General features: G+C 67.2%; 18 protein-coding genes and 3 pseudogenes. 9 read left to right on the top strand and 12 right to left on the bottom strand.

Annotated elements, in window-relative coordinates:
- Nucleotides 1-299 precede the first annotated feature (299 nt).
- A complete protein-coding gene (locus tag QP089_RS24235; RefSeq protein WP_285914204.1) occupies nt 300-1,424 on the bottom strand; it encodes a beta propeller repeat protein in 1,125 nt (374 codons plus the stop codon).
- A gap of 384 nt (nt 1,425-1,808) precedes the next feature.
- Here QP089_RS24235 and QP089_RS24230 point away from each other — a divergent pair, with 384 nt between their 5' ends.
- Nucleotides 1,809-2,231: a transposase gene (locus QP089_RS24230; RefSeq protein WP_285914203.1), complete on the top strand. Its 423-nt coding sequence runs from the start codon at nt 1,809-1,811 to the stop codon at nt 2,229-2,231.
- On the opposite strand, the gene QP089_RS24225 is transcribed toward QP089_RS24230, so the two are convergent.
- The gene (locus tag QP089_RS24225) at nt 2,174-3,373 is read right to left on the bottom strand and encodes an IS110 family RNA-guided transposase (RefSeq protein WP_285914202.1); all 1,200 of its coding nucleotides are present in this window, start codon (nt 3,371-3,373) and stop codon (nt 2,174-2,176) included. The genes QP089_RS24230 and QP089_RS24225 overlap by 58 nt on opposite strands.
- Before the next feature lie 238 nt (nt 3,374-3,611).
- Between QP089_RS24225 and QP089_RS24220 the strand changes: the two are divergent.
- From QP089_RS24220 to QP089_RS24205, 4 genes and pseudogenes are all read left to right on the top strand, one after another.
- A pseudogene (locus QP089_RS24220) lies at nt 3,612-4,082 on the top strand (IS5 family transposase); the annotation flags it as partial.
- 207 nt (nt 4,083-4,289) lie between these two features.
- The gene (locus QP089_RS24215; protein WP_285914201.1) at nt 4,290-5,576 is read left to right on the top strand and encodes a chymotrypsin family serine protease; all 1,287 of its coding nucleotides are present in this window, start codon (nt 4,290-4,292) and stop codon (nt 5,574-5,576) included.
- A gap of 102 nt (nt 5,577-5,678) precedes the next feature.
- Complete coding sequence (locus QP089_RS24210; protein ID WP_285914200.1) at nt 5,679-5,900, top strand: hypothetical protein; 222 nt, start codon at nt 5,679-5,681, stop codon at nt 5,898-5,900.
- 231 nt (nt 5,901-6,131) lie between these two features.
- A complete protein-coding gene (locus QP089_RS24205) occupies nt 6,132-6,278 on the top strand; it encodes a hypothetical protein (protein WP_285914199.1) in 147 nt (48 codons plus the stop codon).
- Nucleotides 6,279-6,311: 33 nt separating this feature from the next.
- On the opposite strand, the gene QP089_RS24200 is transcribed toward QP089_RS24205, so the two are convergent.
- From QP089_RS24200 to QP089_RS24185, 4 genes and pseudogenes are all read right to left on the bottom strand, one after another.
- A complete protein-coding gene (locus QP089_RS24200) occupies nt 6,312-7,277 on the bottom strand; it encodes a hypothetical protein (protein WP_285914198.1) in 966 nt (321 codons plus the stop codon).
- A gap of 220 nt (nt 7,278-7,497) precedes the next feature.
- Complete coding sequence (locus tag QP089_RS24195; protein ID WP_285914197.1) at nt 7,498-7,890, bottom strand: RRQRL motif-containing zinc-binding protein; 393 nt, start codon at nt 7,888-7,890, stop codon at nt 7,498-7,500.
- Nucleotides 7,891-8,071: 181 nt separating this feature from the next.
- Complete coding sequence (locus QP089_RS24190) at nt 8,072-8,236, bottom strand: GIY-YIG nuclease family protein (RefSeq protein ID WP_285914196.1); 165 nt, start codon at nt 8,234-8,236, stop codon at nt 8,072-8,074.
- Between the two features lie 98 nt (nt 8,237-8,334).
- Nucleotides 8,335-8,739 (bottom strand): annotated as a pseudogene (locus QP089_RS24185) (single-stranded DNA-binding protein); the annotation flags it as partial.
- A gap of 189 nt (nt 8,740-8,928) precedes the next feature.
- Between QP089_RS24185 and QP089_RS24180 the strand changes: the two are divergent.
- Complete coding sequence (locus tag QP089_RS24180; protein WP_285914529.1) at nt 8,929-9,750, top strand: site-specific integrase; 822 nt, start codon at nt 8,929-8,931, stop codon at nt 9,748-9,750.
- Nucleotides 9,719-10,342, top strand: a complete 624-nt coding sequence (locus QP089_RS24175; protein WP_285914195.1) for a helix-turn-helix domain-containing protein — start codon at nt 9,719-9,721, stop codon at nt 10,340-10,342. Before QP089_RS24180 ends, QP089_RS24175 begins: the two co-directional genes overlap by 32 nt.
- Here the strand turns inward: QP089_RS24175 and QP089_RS24170 are convergent.
- From QP089_RS24170 to QP089_RS24150, 5 genes are all read right to left on the bottom strand, one after another.
- Nucleotides 10,271-11,533: a tyrosine-type recombinase/integrase gene (locus QP089_RS24170; RefSeq protein WP_285914194.1), complete on the bottom strand. Its 1,263-nt coding sequence runs from the start codon at nt 11,531-11,533 to the stop codon at nt 10,271-10,273. The two genes, QP089_RS24175 and QP089_RS24170, sit on opposite strands and share 72 nt — an antisense overlap.
- Before the next feature lie 152 nt (nt 11,534-11,685).
- Complete coding sequence (locus tag QP089_RS24165; RefSeq protein WP_285914193.1) at nt 11,686-11,982, bottom strand: hypothetical protein; 297 nt, start codon at nt 11,980-11,982, stop codon at nt 11,686-11,688.
- Nucleotides 11,983-12,612: 630 nt separating this feature from the next.
- Nucleotides 12,613-13,224 carry a hypothetical protein gene (locus tag QP089_RS24160; RefSeq protein WP_285914192.1) on the bottom strand — a complete coding sequence of 204 codons (612 nt, stop codon included), beginning with the start codon at nt 13,222-13,224 and terminating at the stop codon, nt 12,613-12,615.
- A gap of 138 nt (nt 13,225-13,362) precedes the next feature.
- Nucleotides 13,363-14,283 (bottom strand): YncE family protein, encoded by a 921-nt coding sequence (locus QP089_RS24155; protein WP_285914191.1) that lies wholly within the window; start codon nt 14,281-14,283, stop codon nt 13,363-13,365.
- Between the two features lie 332 nt (nt 14,284-14,615).
- Nucleotides 14,616-14,798 (bottom strand): hypothetical protein, encoded by a 183-nt coding sequence (locus QP089_RS24150; protein ID WP_285914190.1) that lies wholly within the window; start codon nt 14,796-14,798, stop codon nt 14,616-14,618.
- Between the two features lie 272 nt (nt 14,799-15,070).
- On the opposite strand from QP089_RS24150, the gene QP089_RS49045 reads away from it, so the two are divergent.
- Nucleotides 15,071-15,316 carry a helix-turn-helix domain-containing protein gene (locus tag QP089_RS49045; protein WP_446474080.1) on the top strand — a complete coding sequence of 82 codons (246 nt, stop codon included), beginning with the start codon at nt 15,071-15,073 and terminating at the stop codon, nt 15,314-15,316.
- Between the two features lie 27 nt (nt 15,317-15,343).
- On the opposite strand, the pseudogene QP089_RS24140 reads toward QP089_RS49045, so the two are convergent.
- Nucleotides 15,344-15,676: pseudogene (locus QP089_RS24140) on the bottom strand (Tn3 family transposase); the annotation flags it as partial.
- 60 nt (nt 15,677-15,736) lie between these two features.
- Between QP089_RS24140 and QP089_RS24135 the strand changes: the two are divergent.
- The gene (locus QP089_RS24135; protein ID WP_285914188.1) at nt 15,737-15,997 is read left to right on the top strand and encodes a hypothetical protein; all 261 of its coding nucleotides are present in this window, start codon (nt 15,737-15,739) and stop codon (nt 15,995-15,997) included.
- Nucleotides 15,998-16,039 lie beyond the last annotated feature (42 nt).

Genomic DNA, 16,039 nt, shown 5'->3' with positions numbered 1-16,039 from the left:
TGCGAGCAGCTCGGCGCGGGAACTCGGCCTTGCCCTCCGCCAGGATTGGGCGGACACGGGGTGTTCGGCTTGGCCTCCGTGCATGGCGGCCCCAGGGCGGCCTCAACCCGGCCCCAGGCATGATCACCAACGGTCGACAGAAGTCGCGTTTGCCCTGGTCAGGGGTGGTGGGTCGAGTGGGACTCGAACCCACGACCTACGGCTTGAAAGCCGGAGGGGGGACGGCGTGACTCGGTCTCGCCCCGGCTCCGCTCTGCTGGACGACGTCCATCGGCTGCTCGGCCGACGGATTCGGGACATCACTGTGGGACGGGGCCGTTGACCTCGACCAGTGGCGGTGCGACGTAGCACGTGCAGGGAGAGGTCGTCCCGACGGCCCAGATCGAGCCGTCCAAGCGGGTGAGCCCCTCGACGGTTCCCTCGGTCTCCTCGCTGGTGCCGGTGATCCAGCGGGTGCCGTTCCAGTGCAGGAACAGCGGCCTGCTCGTCACCCCGCCGTCCGTCATGCGGTAACCGCCGACCCAGGCCCCGCCGCTGCCGTCAGGTGCCACGGCGCTCAGCCACGACTCGGTGAGCGCGGGCTCCGGCAGGACGCGCCAGCGGGTGCCGTTCCAGTGCATCACCAGCGGCTTGCCCTCATGGTCGCCGACCGCCCACACATTCTTGGCCGACACGGCGGAGACGCTCTGCAGCTCGGTGCTGCCCGACGGAAGGGTCACCGGGCTCCTGGTCCAGGCACGGCCGTCCCAGTGCAGGACCAGCGCGACATTGTTGCCCGCGTCGCTGAGGTACCACCCGACCGCCCACGCGTTGGTCGCGGACAGGGACGCGACGCCCTGCAGGGTGTTGCTGAGCGGGCCTGGGCTCGGAGAGGCCACCCGCGACCATTTCGTCCCGTCCCAGCGTTCGACCAGGGTAACCGGGCCGGGGGTGTTCCGGCCGGAGAAGGACCCGACCGCCCATGCCTGCGTCCTGGAGACCGCCGCTATGTCGTTGAGCCGGTCCGCGCCGACGTGCGAGCCGTCGGGTGGCGCGGCGGGCTGGACCGCCGTCCACGCGACACCGTCCCAGTGCCGGATCACCGGTCCAAGGCCGGTGCTGTCTCCGACGGCCCAGACGTCGTCGGATCCCACGGCGCTGACACCGTCGAGGCTGCCGGTGCCCGTCGGCGTGTCGGGAACCGGCACCTCCTTCCAGGACGCGCCGTCCCAGTGCTCGGCGACCGGATCGGCGGACTCGTACGGCGGATGCTTCTCCCCGACCGCCCACGCGTCGCTCCCACCGAGCACGGCGACGTCCTTGAGAGTGCCCTCCGCACTGGAGTGCGGCACCTTCCGCCAGTCCGCTCCTGCCCCGAAGACGGGCGGCGCCCCGGCGAGCACCGCCCCCGCCACCACCACCACAGGAATCGCGAAACGTCTCATGAAGCGCACATGAACCCCTTCCCCCGGTTTCCGGACGTGCAGTGAGGACGCCCCGGTCACCGGCCCGGTTGCCGTGATCGCCAGAAGACCACCCCGACCAGAACCGGCCCCCGCGCCGGCTCTCTTGGCCGAGTTGAGGCGGCGGTTGACGTTGGGCCCTGCTGTCACCGTCCTGCCGGGTTGGGGTGACGTTAACGGCGGTGTCGTCGGCTTTGCGGCCCAGGATGGCCTCAGGGCAGCCCCAGATGTGATCAAGGCATGCCCAGATGGAGGCGTTTGTTCTGGTTAGGAGTGGTGGATCGCGTGGAGACTCGAATCCACAATCCACGAACTAAGAGTGTGTCTCACGTGGGTTGCGTACGTCCTGCGGGATAATGCGGGATCGTGTCGTCGGATCTTGCGTTGCGTCTGGTGCCGGATGAGTTGTGGGAGCTTGCCGAGCCGCTGATCCCGGCGTTCAGGCCACGGCGGCAGGGTGGCGGGACGGCGGCGGTGGATGATCGGGCGGTGTTCACCGCGATCGTGTACGTGCTGACCAGCGGGTGTGCGTGGCGGCATCTGCCTGCGGAGTTCGGTGTCAGTGTGCCGACCGCGCATCGCCGGTTCACCGCCTGGACGCGGGCGGGCCTGTGGCCGCGGCTGCATCGCGCGGTGCTGGACGAGCTGGGTGCACGGGGGCAGGTGGACTGGGCGTCGGCGATCGTGGACGCCGCGGCCGTCCGCGCGAAAAGGTGCCCCTATGTTCTTGGTCAAGCTGGAGCGGGGGTTGGCGGTCGATACAGAGTGCCGTTGCGGAGCATGGCGTAGAGGACGTCGATGCGGCGTCGCGCCAGGCAGGTGATGGCGGCGACGTGGTGTTTGCCCTCGCTCCGCTTCTTGTCGTAGTAGGCCCTGCATGTTGGGTCGCGCAGTGAGGCGAAGGCAGCGAGGTAGAAAGCGCGTTTGAGTTGCCGGTTGCCGCGCCGGGGCGGGCATTCGCCTCGGATGGAGGAACCGGAGGTTCGGGTGGCGGGGGCCAGGTCGGCGTAGGCGGCCAGGTGTCCGGCGCTGCGGAAGCGGCTGAAGTCTCCGACGTCGATCAGGATGCGGGCGGCCGTCCTGAGCCCGATGCCGGGCATTGAGGTCAGGACCTGGGAAAGAGGGTGGGCGTCCAGGAGTTCTTCGATCCGTCCTGCCAGGACGGCGCGTTGGTCGGCCACGGAGTTCAGCGACCGCGCCAGACCCGGGATGATCAGTGCGGCCGCGTCCGTGCCGGGCACCGTGACGGTCTGCTCCTGCAGGGCGGTCAGGATGTCGTCGGTCAGGCGTTCGGCCATCCGTGGCGCTTGGGATCGCAGCACGCGCACCAGTCGGCCACCTCCGGCCTTTCTGAGCTGCGCGGGGGAGCCGAAGCGTTCCAGCAGGGTGCGCGTGGCGGGGCGGTCCAGCCGCGGCCCCAGCACCCGCTCCAGGGCGGGGTGGATCTGGGTGAGCAATCCGCGCAGGCGATTGACCAGTCGGGTCGATTCTTGGGCCAGGTCATCGTCGAAGCCGACGAGCATCTGCAACTCGGCAAAGGCTTCGACCTCGGGCGCCAGCCGGCGAAGGGTGTGCGGCATGGTGCGGGCGGCAGCGATGATGAACGCGTCTCGGGCGTCGGTCTTGGCCTCGCCGGGATACAGGTCGGCGATCCGCCGCATCGCCAGTCCAGGCAGGTAGGCGACCTGGCATCCCATGTCACGTGCCACTGCCAGCGGCAACGCGCCGATGGAGGCGGGCTGGTCGACCACCACCAGTACCGTGCCCCATCGAGATCGGAGCCGCTCGAAGAGCTCTCGCAGCTTGGGCTCGTTGTTGGGAAGCCGCTGATCGAACACCTTCTTGCCCCCGGGAGTCAGTCCGGTCGCGTGGTGTTCGCCTTTGCCGACGTCCAGGCCGCAGAAGACGCCGATGTCGCGGGGGTCGCTCATGCGTCGCTTTCTGTTCGAAGCATCTCCTTCCCGGCCTCACCAGCGGCATCAGCGTGCCGGCACCCACGTTACAAAGAGCCTGCCAGCCCGAGGGCTGCGCGTCATGCCCCTCATCAGCGGTCTGCCGATGCCTCCGAACCTGGTGACATCACCTTTTCGATCATGAACCGACTGGGGGCACGCAGTCATGCCAGATTCAGAGACCGGGGACCCGTTTCCGGATCAGGAAGAAGGTAACGGGGGCACGCTGACCGAGCCCAATCCGGTCGATCGGGGCAAGAAGGGCAGCAAGCTCCACGTGCTGTCCGATGCCGCCGGGCTGCCGCTGGTGGTCGCGGTGTCGGCCGCCAACGTCCATGACAGCCAAGCGCTCAAGCCGCTGCTGATGGCGTTGCCGGCGATCCGATCACGCCGCGGGCCGCTTCGGCGGCGGCCGGCGAAGATCCGCGCCGACAAGGCGTACCACTCCGCCGAGCACCGGACCTGGCTGCGGCGACGCGGAATTGTGCCGCGGATCGCCCGGCCCGGCGTCGAGTCCGGCGAGCGCCTGGGCCGGCACCGCTGGGTGATCGAACGGACGCTGGCCTGGCTGTTCGGCTACCGGCGCCTGACCATCCGCCATGAACGCCACGGCCACCTGTTCAACGCCTTCCTCGTCCTGGCCGCCGCCATCACCTGCTACAAGAAGCTCGCCAAACAGCCCACATGAGACACACTCTAAGGCGGCGGCCTCATTCGGACAGGGCATTACTTTTGGGCAGGAGGTGCGCGAGTATCTCAGGGAGATGAGCCCCCAAGTCTGCAGCATCGTGTAGCGATCGCCGCCGAACATGGCACTCTTCGCGCGGATTCCCGCTTGCCAGAACGCGGTGAGTTGTTCCCCCTGATAGGCCGCACCATCGGAAGGAGACCTGCGATGCACTTGTACTTAAAGGGGATATTTTCTGCTGCCTGCGCGATGACCGCTTTTTCCCTGCCAGGACTCGCCCGCGCCGACGCCACAGCCCCAGCGCGCCCGATTCCGGATTTCGCCGCCGTCTCCCAGAGCGTTCCGCATCCCGACGCGAGATTTATGCGCAACCAGGCGCGTGTGAATAAGGTTGCCGACGCCGTCAGCGCCGCCTACAAGAGACTTCCCGGCGACTCGGGATACACCGACATCATCACCGACCCAGCAAAACTGGGACTCACCGTGCTCTGGCACGGCCCCGTGCCCTCCACCGTGACCGGAGCAGCCGCCACCGATCACCGAGTTAAGGTCACCTTCACTCAGGCCCGTTACACCCGCCGGCAACTACTCGAAGCCAGTGACGCTTTGATGAGCGCGACCCGCAACGGCCTGGCCCCGCACGTATCCGGCGCCGGCCCGGCCGGCGACGGCAACGGCCTGGACGTGGAGGTCCTGGCCAAGAAGACCCTGTCACCACAAGCGATGGCGAAAACGTCAGATGACCTGGCGGCCCTTGACGGCGGAGTGCCAGTAGTCGTCCACACCACCAGCGTGCTGATGTCTCTGGACGACCGCGCCAACGAGAACATGTACGGCGGTGCCCGCTGGGACGGACCTGTGAAGGAGTGCAGCGAGGGATTCTCTGTCGCCGCGACGTGGGGCTGGAACTACGACCTCACCGCAGCGCACTGCGCGAACATGGAGGAAGGTGCCGACAGTCCCACCACGGGCCGCGGTTTCGCTCATGTCGCGCAGCAAAGGCAGGATCGCGACACCGAACTGCTGATGCCGGCCGACACCGATCCGCGATTCTTCCAGCCGCGCATCTGGTGGGGCAACTCCACCGGTGAATGGAGAGCGCCGGTCAAGGGCTTCGCGGCGGTCTACCGCAACAACTCCCTGTGTTCCTCAGGCTCCTTCTCCGGCAGCATCTGCGACATCCTGGTCCAGAACACAGACTCATGGCGGTACTCCGATTCCGGTGTCTACATTACGCGGCTGGTCGAGGTCGTAGCGTTCTACGGCTACAACCCCATCTGGGGGCACGGTGACAGCGGCGGGCCAGTGGTGGCCGTCGACTGGAGCGACGGCGACATGTACGCCGCAGGAATCATCTCCGGAGGACAATCGATCGGCACAGATCCACCGTGCCAGGGAATTCAGGGCCGGACCTGCGTCAATCATGGCTGGTTCGCGCCGATCTCGGTGTTCCTCGAAGAAACCCCAGGATTCAGCCTAATGACAGCGAGCTAACCCGACGTTCAGGGGTGTTGCTCAAACTCATCGACAAACGTTGCCGCTAGACGCGGACGAACTCGGGACGCGGTTCCGCCTGGGGTGCGGCCCATCCCGCCTATGCCGTGCTCACCGCCGCCCCTGGTCACCGGCGTCGAGCCCCACAGGGCTCCGAGCACCTGCCTGCGGCTGTGGACGCCCGAGGACGAATGGCAGGTCGCCGCATGGCTGCAGGGCGGCACCACCCCCGCCGGCGCTTTGGCCGCCGAGTTGTGCGTGGGCGTGCCTGGTGGCCGCTGGCCGTGGGGCATCTGCGGAGGCTGCAGGCTGGAAGCCGCATGACCCGGCCAGCATCCGGCTTGCCACCTACCCCGACTACAGCGCTGCGGAGAACGCCGAGCGCTATCACGGCGACACCGAACAGCGCACCTACGCACAGCTCTACCACCCCGACCACGCTGCTGAGCGAGCCCACACCGCCGCTGGGGCCGCAGCCGAGCGTGCGCGGCCCGGTGGGCCGACCCAGGGCCCGGCCAGTGCGGCCAGGTCCGGCTGCTGGTGTGGTCATGGGGTTTGTGCGCTGAGTGCTATGGCCGCTCGCAGTTCGACCCGCCCGTACGCGAGTTCCTCGACTTGGACGACCTCGAGCACGAGACCGACCCGCCCGCGCTGGCCGAGTTGGAAGCCGCGGCACAACAGGACGCGAGATACGGCGAGTAACCAGCCATCCAGCCCCGTCCTGCTTCCTCTCGGTCAGGGCAGCAGGAGAAGTACGGCGCCGATATAGAGCGACGTGCCGAAGGTGGTGGCCAGGGCCTCCCATCGCCGCAGGCTTGTATGCCAGCCGCTTGGAGAATGAAATGTGCGGTTCGCACCCAGTGCGGTCATCGCAGCGGCGAGGCCGAGGCCAGCTCCAGTCAGCCAGTTCACCCGGTCAGATGTCAGCGCGATGTTCGCGAAAAATCGCAGCGTTAATGCCCCCGCGATGAGAAGAACATTGAGGGTTGCGATCCGCCATGTGGCGAGGAGGGCTGCCCGCTCGCTTTGCAGCCACTGCTTCTCTCGCCAGAGAGAGCGGATGGTCCGGTCCTCCGGCTCGACCGCCCAACTGTCGCCTATTGCGAGTGCGATGAAGTACACACCGAAGATCCCCCCGATGGCGGCGATGACGACGAATAGGTTCTTGGCATCAGGAAAGTACAGACTCGCGAGTACCTGAAAAGCGGCAAGGGTGTTGACCAAGGCCACAACGACCCCTACACCGACCAGCATGGTTGCCGGAACCAGATTTGGTGTCTCATTGCTCTCCGCACCTATTCCCGCCAACGCGAATGCAGCGGCCAAGCTCGCAAGCATGGCAACGACCAGCAGTGCCACCGCCATAAGGATCCGGAGCTTGGTGTGGTCCAGGGTCCCGAGCGTGGCGTTCTGCTCGGCAGTCGAGAACAGCACGATGATCGCTGGGACGGTGAGGGCACCGAACGCTGCGACGACCGGGGCGTATCCCGTAGCTCCACGCCGTACGTCATAGTGCCCGGTGAAAGGCTTGATTTCGGGCTTGGGTTGTGGTTCGGGTTGCAGTGTCGCCGCAGGTTCCGTAGTCGCTGTTGGAGTCTGCGCCTTTCGCCGAGCGATCACGGCGGCCACAGTGGTCATGGCGGCAAAGGCGACCGCAGCTAGCGCACCGATCCCACCGAGCTTCTTGCTTCGCCTGACCATGGCAACCCTCTCGGAGCGCTATGAGCCCTTCCTCCCCGGGCGTGAGGAACGCGGCCTCACCAGTCTGGCCATGTAGGTGATCCCTGGCAGCCTTTGTCGGTCAGCGTTGGGAGCGGTGGCTGGCCAGGTGAGGCCATGTTGCTGTCCTCCGGGAGATCTCCGACGTCGCCGAGGAGTTGTGGCACGCCTGTTCAAGGACACTGCCGTCTCCGGAGAGCGCTCAAACCACTTCGAGTTCCCATGGAGTGGCGCACTCCTCGCAGCAGCCAAGGCCGGTGCGCAGGACGTACCCACGGTCTTGACCACATCGAGGACAGAGGCGGCGTGCCTTGAGGGCCTTGGCGAGGGCCTCGAGCTGAGCCGGCGAAGGCCTGCGTTTGGGCAGCGCGCGGGCGACGTCGTACAAGTAGGCGACCCGGACGCCGCCGGTGCGGCGCGCCCAGGAGGACTTCCACATCACCTGAGCTTGGACGCCCTGGCCGCCGGGACGCAGCCCGGCTTCCGCGAGCTGGCGGTAGGTCCGCAGGTGCGACGGCGCCATCTGCCAGGGATAGGTGGGGATGCCGTACCGCTTGCCGTAGGGGTCGAAGAACTTCGCTCGGATCCGGCTCATCGAGGAGAACCAGACGTTGGCCGGGAGGCCGCCTGGCCGGTTCTGGCGGAGGGCCGCGGTGTGACACCGCACGGGGGCAGCAGCGCGAGGCACCTCCTTGCCGTTTGATCTGGCGTTCGTGGCTGCGGCCGCCGGGCCATGTGCGGGCCAGGGTCCAGGTGATGCCCGCCGCGTGGACGACCTACAGGAGGCGAGCGCCGCGGCCGGCAGCGTGCTCGGCGAGGCGTGCGTCCAAGTCCGATGTCCAGCCGGTGTAGTGCTTGGCGTGTTTGTAGGGCCGTGTGAAATGCAGGAGGTAGACGATGCCGTCCAGCACCGTGCTGGCGTCGTCAGGCGGCTGGGTCATCCTCACCGTCCAGAAGGTGAGCGGAATATGGGAGGGGCCACCCTGGGATCCGGGGTGGCGGGATGCAGCAATGCGTGGGCGTCTTGTGTCAGCGACGGTCAGAAGGGCGGGTCGCCGCCTGTAGCCCTGGTGTCGCCGGTCGGCGCGCTCTGCTGGCCCGCGCCAAAGCCGCCGCCCTGGCCGCCGCCGAAGCTGCCGCCGCTCTGCCGCTGGGTCTTGTTGACCTTGGCGGTGGCGTTGCGCAGCGACGGGCCGACCTCGTCGACCTCGATCTCGAAGACGGTGCGCTTCTCACCCTCGCGGGTCTCGTACGAGCGCTGCTTGAGCCGGCCCTGCACGATCACCCGCATGCCGCGCTGCAGGGTCTCGGCGCAGTTCTCGGCGGCCTGCCGCCAGATGTTGCAGGTCAGGAAGAGTACCTCGCCGTCCTTCCAGTCGTTCGACTGGCGGTCGAAGAACCGCGGCGTCGAGGCGATGCGGAAGTTCGAGACTGCTTGTCCGGTTGTCCCAACTCCCGCGGGTTGCCGTTCTTGAGATCGCTGCTGGCCAGGTTGATGGCCAGGCCAGCTTGGGTTTGCGGGGTCTCCAGCGGATTTCGTCGTTTCGTCGAGATTCCCGACAGACTGCTGATATTTATCTGTGGTGGTCGGGATTGGTGAGCCTGTGGGGGCTCTTGATGGAATGAGGCGTTCGTGGCGCTGGCGGTGGTGCGGTCGTTGGGGACTGCGCAGCGGCTTCGGTCGGCCCAGGAGTTGGAGGACTTCGAGCAGGAGTTGGTCGATCAGTTCGCGCTGGCTTCGGCAGGGGCTGGGATCACCGATCGGCATATCGCGGAGGAACGGTCGGTGATCTTCCAGTTCCTGCGGTTCTCTGGCCGATCGGTCTGGGAGGCGACCCCGGATGTCGCGGACCGGTTCCTGACGCATCAGCGTAAGGAGCTGGGGCTGGCCCGCACGACGTTGGTGCGTAAGGCGCAGACCCTCGCGCAGTTCTACGACTTCCTGATCTTCCGCTATCAGGGTGATGTCCACGCGCTTACCGGGCACGTGCTGGTGCAGCCGATCGATGAGTACAACCGGCCGGCTGATCCCAGCGCACAGGTCATCCGTGTGCCGCCGCGCGAGGACGAGATCGATCTGCTGTTCGCCCACTGGCGCGAGGCGCTGCCGCAGGCACGCAAGTTTCTGCCCGCGGCACGCGACTACATGGCCGCGTCGCTGTGGCGGCGGGTCGGGCTGCGGATCAGCGAGACGGTGCACCTGGACATCCGTAACTGGCGCCCGGACCTGGGCGAGTACGGCAAGCTGCACGTCCGCTTCGGCAAGGGCAGCCGCGGCAAGGGCCCCAAGACCCGGCTGGTCCCGGCGATCGAGTCCATCGATGCTCTGATGGAATGGTGGCTGACCGACATCCGGCACCAGTTCGGCGAACGACTGGGACGACCCCGACGCGCCGCTGCTGCCCAGCGAACGCCGCGATCGTATGACCAGCCGCTGCTCGCGGGCCGGCGATGACGCGCTCCGTTCGGAGCTGAAGACCGTGGTCGGCGAGTACCTCCCCGCCTGGCGCGGGCGTCTCACCCCACACGTGCTCCGGCATTTCTGTGCCTCCTCTCTCTACTCACGCGGAATGGACTTGAAGGCGATTCAGGAATTGCTTGGCCATTCCTGGCTTTCGACCACGACCCGTTACATCCACGTCCACGACGACCACATCGAGAACGCGTGGGCGCAGGCCAACGACCGCATGGCCGCCCGGCTGGCCACCGAGGGAAGGTGGACTGATGCGCTGGAACCTGCGGATGAAAGCGGCCGACGAGGTATCTGGAAATCGACCGAGATGCGTCGGCGGCTTGCCGATGCCGGGCTGGAGATCAGCGCCGGGAAGATGTCGGCCCTGTGGACCGGGACGCCGACCACGATTCGGCTGGACGACCTGGACGTGATCTGCTTCGTGCTGGAGTGCGCGCCCACCGACCTGCTCATCTGCGAGCCGGAGCAGGTTAAGGCCCGCAAGCCACGCAAGGCCGAGGACTCATCGACCGGCACGACCGGTGCTTCGATCACCCCGCGGCTGGGCCGCAATCGGACGCTGCCGCCAGCGTGACCGCTCCCCGCCCCTGCTCGCCGTGTTGCGCCAAACCGGTCGCCACCCCCCGGCATGCCCACTGCTACGACTGCCTTCCCGGAGGCCCCCGTGTCCCTCCGCCGTGCCGCAGATGCGGTTCGGATCGCGACTACTACTCCGCCGGTCTGTGCCGCCGCTGCCACCGCTTCGCCCCGCAGGTCGTGGACTCCTGCACCGACTGCCTGGGCTGGGGCGCCACCCCTCACACCCGATGGCTGTGTGAGGCCTGCCGTGCCTGGCGCCGCAAAGTCTCCCGCGGCGACGGCTGTCGGTGAGGAACCGCAGCGTTAGGTCGATGCCTTCGACCTCCCCGATCCACCCCTCGGCGCTCGCTCGCTTCTTGCGTTCGTGAAGGTCGGCCTCCAGCTCGTCCAGGCGGGACAGCATCTTGCGATTGATGTGCAGCATCGGGCAGTGGATGCAGGCGTGTTCGTGCTGGCAGGGCGTGCCATAGGGGCTTCCGCAGGATCCAAGTTCGACCTTGCGCTTGTCGAAGTGCTCCTCGAACTCGGTCATCTCCTCTTCGGTGGCCGGCCGGTATTCTTCGGTCGGTCGCAGGTCTCGGCGGCGGGCCAGGAACTCCTGGTAGTGGCGGGTGACGTCCTCTTCGAAGACCGCGACGTAGCCGCGGGTGGTCTGCAGGTTGAGGTGGCCGAGCAGCGCGGCCCCGATGTGGATCGGCAACCCGTTGTTCATCAACTCGGTGGCGAACAGCCGGCGGAAGCCGTGCGGGGTGAAGTGCAGTCCGCGGAACCGGGGGTCGGTCTCGGCGATGAGTTCGCAGCGGCGGCGCAGGATGTTCAGGGCGGTGCCGGTGCTCATCACGCGGCGAACCGACCCGATCTGCCGCTGGAACAGGTAGGGCATCGGGGCGGTCCAGGTCCGTTCGTGTCCGTCATAGCGGGGCAGCAGCGGGATCGGCCCGTGGACGGTGTGGCGCCGGATGATCGTGGCGATCACGTGGAACAGCTCGGCCGACATCGGGATGACGCGTTCGCGGTTGCTCTTGGAGGGCGCGATCACCAGCAGCGCGATCACCTCACCGCTCGGCCGCTGATACTGCCGAACACTGAGATGGGTGAGCTCCACCAGTTCCTCGACGCGGATGCCGGTGTGCCGCAGAACCGACATCGGCGCACGATGGGGCTTGCGGGATCCCGTCGTCTTCAATCGAGCGTTCAAAGCAGCGTACGGGGTTCCTCCGGGCGAGCATCGTCGGCGGTGCTCGCCGACACGACCAGGGCCATGACTCCCGGAGGTGCGGCTCTCTCCAGCCCGGCGCCCGCTCCCGAACGCGACGTCCCACCGCGGCGTTGTTGCCGCTATCGGTTTCTTCGTCGCGTGGCGATCCCATGGCTGATGACCAGGACGATGCCGAGGCTGCCGAGCACCACCCCGGTGTAGCCGATGACTACCTCGCGGGCTTCTCTCTTCTTTTCCTCCTCGTAGGTGCGGTCTTCGCCGCCGCCAAAGCTCCCGCACAGCTGACCGGGTCTCATCTGGCTTCGGCCGCATTTGACGGCGTCGCCGTTCACGACCGCCTCTCTGGTGTTGATGAACAGGACCAGACCGATGATGACCAGAGCACAGGCCAGGATCCTGATCCATGGATTTGCCATTGCACCACCTCAGGCAGGCGCATACCGTTTGCCGCCAACCGTAGCGTTCTTGGTTGTTTGGCGGCGGGCGGCGGGCGGCGGGCGGCGGTTTCCTCTCCGAATTTGACCTACTCCAGGCTGAGCCAGGGGTGGTGTGGCCACCACCTGACGGCCCAGTTCCGGCGGTGGCAGACGCCACCTGGGCCGAGATCGCCGCCCTCTCTGCCGGACTCCTGCGAGACATGGGACGAACGAGTCCTTTTAATGCCAAGCAGGGCGTGACAGGGCGATCGAGACAGTGACGATGACCCTCGCCGACCAGGCCGCCATGACCGAGCGGAAAGATGGTCGGGTGACCGATGAGCAGCCGGGCGGAGCGGCCGGCCAGGCCCAAACGCCGGGTGTTCAGCGCGGCCTACAAGACCCGGATCCTGGCCGCCTACGACGCCCTGCCCGAAGGCAGCGCCGAACGTGGCGCGCTGATGCGCAAGGAACGGCTCCTGGACGCCAGCGCCGAATCACCGCCCGCCACTACCGTTCCTGAGCGTTCTCGACCGGTCATCCCGAGCGCAAGATCAGCGGTTGTTCAAAGCCCACTAATGGACCGCGCGGAGCTGGAGGATGATCTCGGCTCCGGTCGGGCTCCGCTGACTAGCGGGACGTCTCCACGAAGGACCGAATGGCTGGTGAGACCTTGCGGTGGTCGATGCCCTGGGGCAGGGTCTTCGGCACGACCGCATTGACGGTGAGAGCGTTCGGGCAACCGCCCGTCCCCGCAACCTCGAACCGCGTCAGTAGCCGGGCGGTCCTGGCCTCGTAGAGCTGGTACGAGTAGGTGGACTTGGTCAGCGTCGCCGTGCCCGTGATTCCTTGATCGCTTCGGTAGGAGCACTTGCCCACCGGTGTCCCTTCGGCCAGCCGTCGGCACAGGACCAACTGGGCGTCGCGGGACTGGTCATCGGCCTGCCAGTCACCTGGCAGGTCCGGCGCCGACTGAATCGCATTGGCCTCCCGTGCGCCGGTGGCGTCGGGGAGGCTGACCGCAATCAGTTGGATTGGGTGCGGGGGCGGCCCGGTGTAGACCGGCGCCTTCGTGTACTCCGACGGGCTGCGGACCTGTTGCCCGGACGGGTCGATGGGGCAGGGGTTGTCGGCGACCTGTTGCGGCGCCGATGGCCCGTCGCTCATCGCGGCCAGCACCCCGCCTAGCAGGGCGAGACTCACGGCGGCGGCGATGATGGCGATCGATATCCGTGCCCGCATGAGTTCTCTTCCCCCATCGTTCTTATGCAGCTAGACCTTGTCCGTGGGGCACCAAAGGTCTTAACGACGGCTATGTTCGCATCGGATGCAATACGGCAGCACCCTCGATCAGCACAGAGCAAGATGAAAAACAGGCACTCAATCAATGGCGACGACGACGAGTTGTTCCTCACCCTCATCGGTGACATAAGCGCGGCGACCGTCGGGTGAAACGGCCATTCCGGTCGTCTCCCTGCCCACCGTAGTGCTCGCGATCGCCTTGCCGGAGGTGGTGTCGACGACCTGGAGAATGCCCGATTCATTGAGCACATAGATACGGCGTCCATCAGGCGCCAAGGCCAGGCCGGTACTCCGGCCCTGGACGGAAACCGTACCGGTCACGGAACCGGCGGCCGGGTCGATCACCGACACGATGTTCGGAACGCCCTGCTCCTGCGGGAAATGGCTCGCGTAAATGCGGCGCCCGTCGGGTGCCATCTCAAGACCGGATATACCGCCGTGGTCCACCGGAATCTTCGCGGTGACGCGCTTGCGGGCCAGGTCGACCGCGAGGATGTCGACTTTGGCCGGATCAACGTCGGCTCTCAGGGAGGAGCTCGTGACGTAGGCGGTACGTTCGTTCCGGGACAGGGCAAGCGCATTGTGATTGCCCGTCGGGAGCTGCACTCGGCCCGCCAACCTTCCCCGCTGAGCGTCGATGCGTGCCAGACCGCCTCCCGTGTTCACCGTGTAGAGGCTCCGGCCATCAGCCGATACGACCAGGTCACTGAGAGGCCCCCCTTCGACACCGATGTTGGCGGACACGGTTCGCGCGGCGGTGTCCACGACCGTCACCAGACCGCCTTCCAGGTCGGTGTTCCCCGCGACATGAGCCTGGCGCCCGTCCGGACTGAACCTGACGAGCGCGGGATTGCCGGAGAACGAAACGGTGTCGGTCACCTTGTTGTGAGTCAGGTCAACCACGGACACGTCCTGCTGACCGGCCGTGTAGGCATACCGGCCGTCCGGTGTGATCGCCGCGGATACCGGGCCCTTGCCGACGTCGACCTTGGCGATCACCTTAAGCTGCGGTGCCGTGTGGCCCTTGCCATGCTCACTACCACCCGACCCGCAACCCGTCGAAGCAAGGGAAAGCGCTCCGGCTAAGGCGCAGGAAAAGAGAAGCCGCTTCCGTCCGGCACGGCTATCGACTCCGCTCCCATGACATCCTTTGCTCCGCCTGGACACCATCATGATCGGGGATCTCCCTCACGTCGGCTGCCGGGGCCCATCATGCCTGACTCCCCGGGGGTCGGGTCCCGACGACACCCAGCCCCCCGTGCCGGCGGCCGGCGCGGACCCGTTCGAGTGAAGCGGTCCCCCCACCCAGGCCCAGGACAGACCGGGGCCGGCTACCTGGACCGGATCCGGCCCGACGCCGAACTCGCCATCGAGGTGTCGTCTGCGGCGGTGCGGACCAGCAGCGGCACGACCACGCTGGCCACTGCCCCACCCATCACCAGCTCATAGATCGTGTTCGGGGTGACGTTCGCCGCGGTGTAGGCATCCAGCAGCCGCGTCCCCAGCCCGAGCACGCGACCAGAACCATCGTGCGAACGAACCCCCGGTGACCCTCGGACACCATGGTGGTGATCGCCATCGCCCGCCCGGTCCGCATCAAGGGCGCCTCTGCCGTCACGAGGACGCTCCTGACAGGGTGGCGCCGGCGGCGCGCTCCAGCACGCGGTACACCGTTGCTCGGCCGACGGAGAAGACCTCCATCAGCTCGGTGCCAGCAGCAGGTTCGGCATCCGCTGTTTGGCCGGCCAGGCCAGTAGCTTCTCCAGCCAGCGAGCAGCGCCAGCAGATGCTCGAGCTGTTCGCCGGCGGGGCCGAGCTGAGCGTCGGGACCGTCGCCGAATGCCTGGGCATCGGCCAGTCGGGCGCCTCGGAGCAGCTGGCGCTACTGCGCCGCGGCGGCCTGCTCACCTCCCGCAAGGACGGCAAACAGGTCCGCTACCGCGTCGACACCCTGGCGGTCGAGCGGTCCCTCACCGAGCTGCGCAACTACCTGCGGACCTGCTGCCCGCCCGGCGACACCGGCGGCGGCTGACCTCGACCTCCATCAGCCGGCCCAGGTTCAAAACAGGGTGTCGCGGATGCGCAGGGGCCGGTACCCGGTGGGGCCGAGCTGGGCGAGCTCGCCCTCGATGTCGACGTCGATCGCGCCGAAGAAGTTGATGTTCTTGCTGTGCGCCGGGGAGATGTGGGCCAGGACCTGGTCGTCGATCCGGCGGCCGGCCGCGCGCATCGAGGCGACCCCCAGCCCGTAATACTCGGTTGTCCAGGTCACCACGGCGTTGGTGACCAGCGTCAGGCACCAGGCCTGCTCGGTCTGCTGCTCCAGGGGCCGGGCGCGCACCGCGCCCTCGTGGGGGTACAGCAGGTCCCGCTTGAGCGCGTGCAGCGACTCGCCCTTGTTGGGGTGCCGGTAAGAACCGTGTCATGAGACCCAAACGGCGTTGATCTTGTTGTGATTTGGCTGCGCTTCTACCGGCTCGACACGCACCTCTACTCTGCCGTTCAACTCAAGCTCTACCGCGCCGCCATGCACGCGCGGACCGATCCGGGCGAGGCCGGAAGGGAAGCCGTGAGCGTGATCGATGCGGTTGCGGTGGAGCGGCGCATCAAGCGGGTCACGCTCACCGCCCGCCGGGTCCTTGGGGCGATGCGGGGGCGGGCGCGCTCGCTTCTGGCTGCACGGGAACTCCAGGCGCTGACGGTTGGGGTGTGACCTCGGCGTCCAGGGCCACTGGATCTTGTTCGCAGTCGTCGG

It is taken from the genome of Actinomadura opuntiae (assembly GCF_030283205.1).
Taxonomy (GTDB): Bacteria; Actinomycetota; Actinomycetes; order Streptosporangiales; family Streptosporangiaceae; genus Spirillospora.
Note: the sequence above shows the minus strand (reverse complement) of the source record. Positions and strands in the feature narration are given on the sequence as shown.

Bases quoted from the DNA above. Each gene is read 5' to 3' on its own strand.
- QP089_RS24235 (WP_285914204.1), bottom strand. From the start codon at position 1,424: ATGAGACGTTTCGCGATTCCTGTGGTGGTGGTGGCGGGGGCGGTGCTC.
- QP089_RS24225 (WP_285914202.1), bottom strand. From the start codon at position 3,373: ATGAGCGACCCCCGCGACATCGGCGTCTTCTGCGGCCTGGACGTCGGC.
- QP089_RS24215 (WP_285914201.1), top strand. From the start codon at position 4,290: ATGCACTTGTACTTAAAGGGGATATTTTCTGCTGCCTGCGCGATGACC.
- QP089_RS24210 (WP_285914200.1), top strand. From the start codon at position 5,679: ATGCCGTGCTCACCGCCGCCCCTGGTCACCGGCGTCGAGCCCCACAGG.
- QP089_RS24200 (WP_285914198.1), bottom strand. From the start codon at position 7,277: ATGGTCAGGCGAAGCAAGAAGCTCGGTGGGATCGGTGCGCTAGCTGCG.
- QP089_RS24195 (WP_285914197.1), bottom strand. From the start codon at position 7,890: ATGAGCCGGATCCGAGCGAAGTTCTTCGACCCCTACGGCAAGCGGTAC.
- QP089_RS24190 (WP_285914196.1), bottom strand. From the start codon at position 8,236: ATGACCCAGCCGCCTGACGACGCCAGCACGGTGCTGGACGGCATCGTC.
- QP089_RS24175 (WP_285914195.1), top strand. From the start codon at position 9,719: ATGACCAGCCGCTGCTCGCGGGCCGGCGATGACGCGCTCCGTTCGGAG.
- QP089_RS24165 (WP_285914193.1), bottom strand. From the start codon at position 11,982: ATGGCAAATCCATGGATCAGGATCCTGGCCTGTGCTCTGGTCATCATC.
- QP089_RS24160 (WP_285914192.1), bottom strand. From the start codon at position 13,224: ATGCGGGCACGGATATCGATCGCCATCATCGCCGCCGCCGTGAGTCTC.
- QP089_RS49045 (WP_446474080.1), top strand. From the start codon at position 15,071: ATGCTCGAGCTGTTCGCCGGCGGGGCCGAGCTGAGCGTCGGGACCGTC.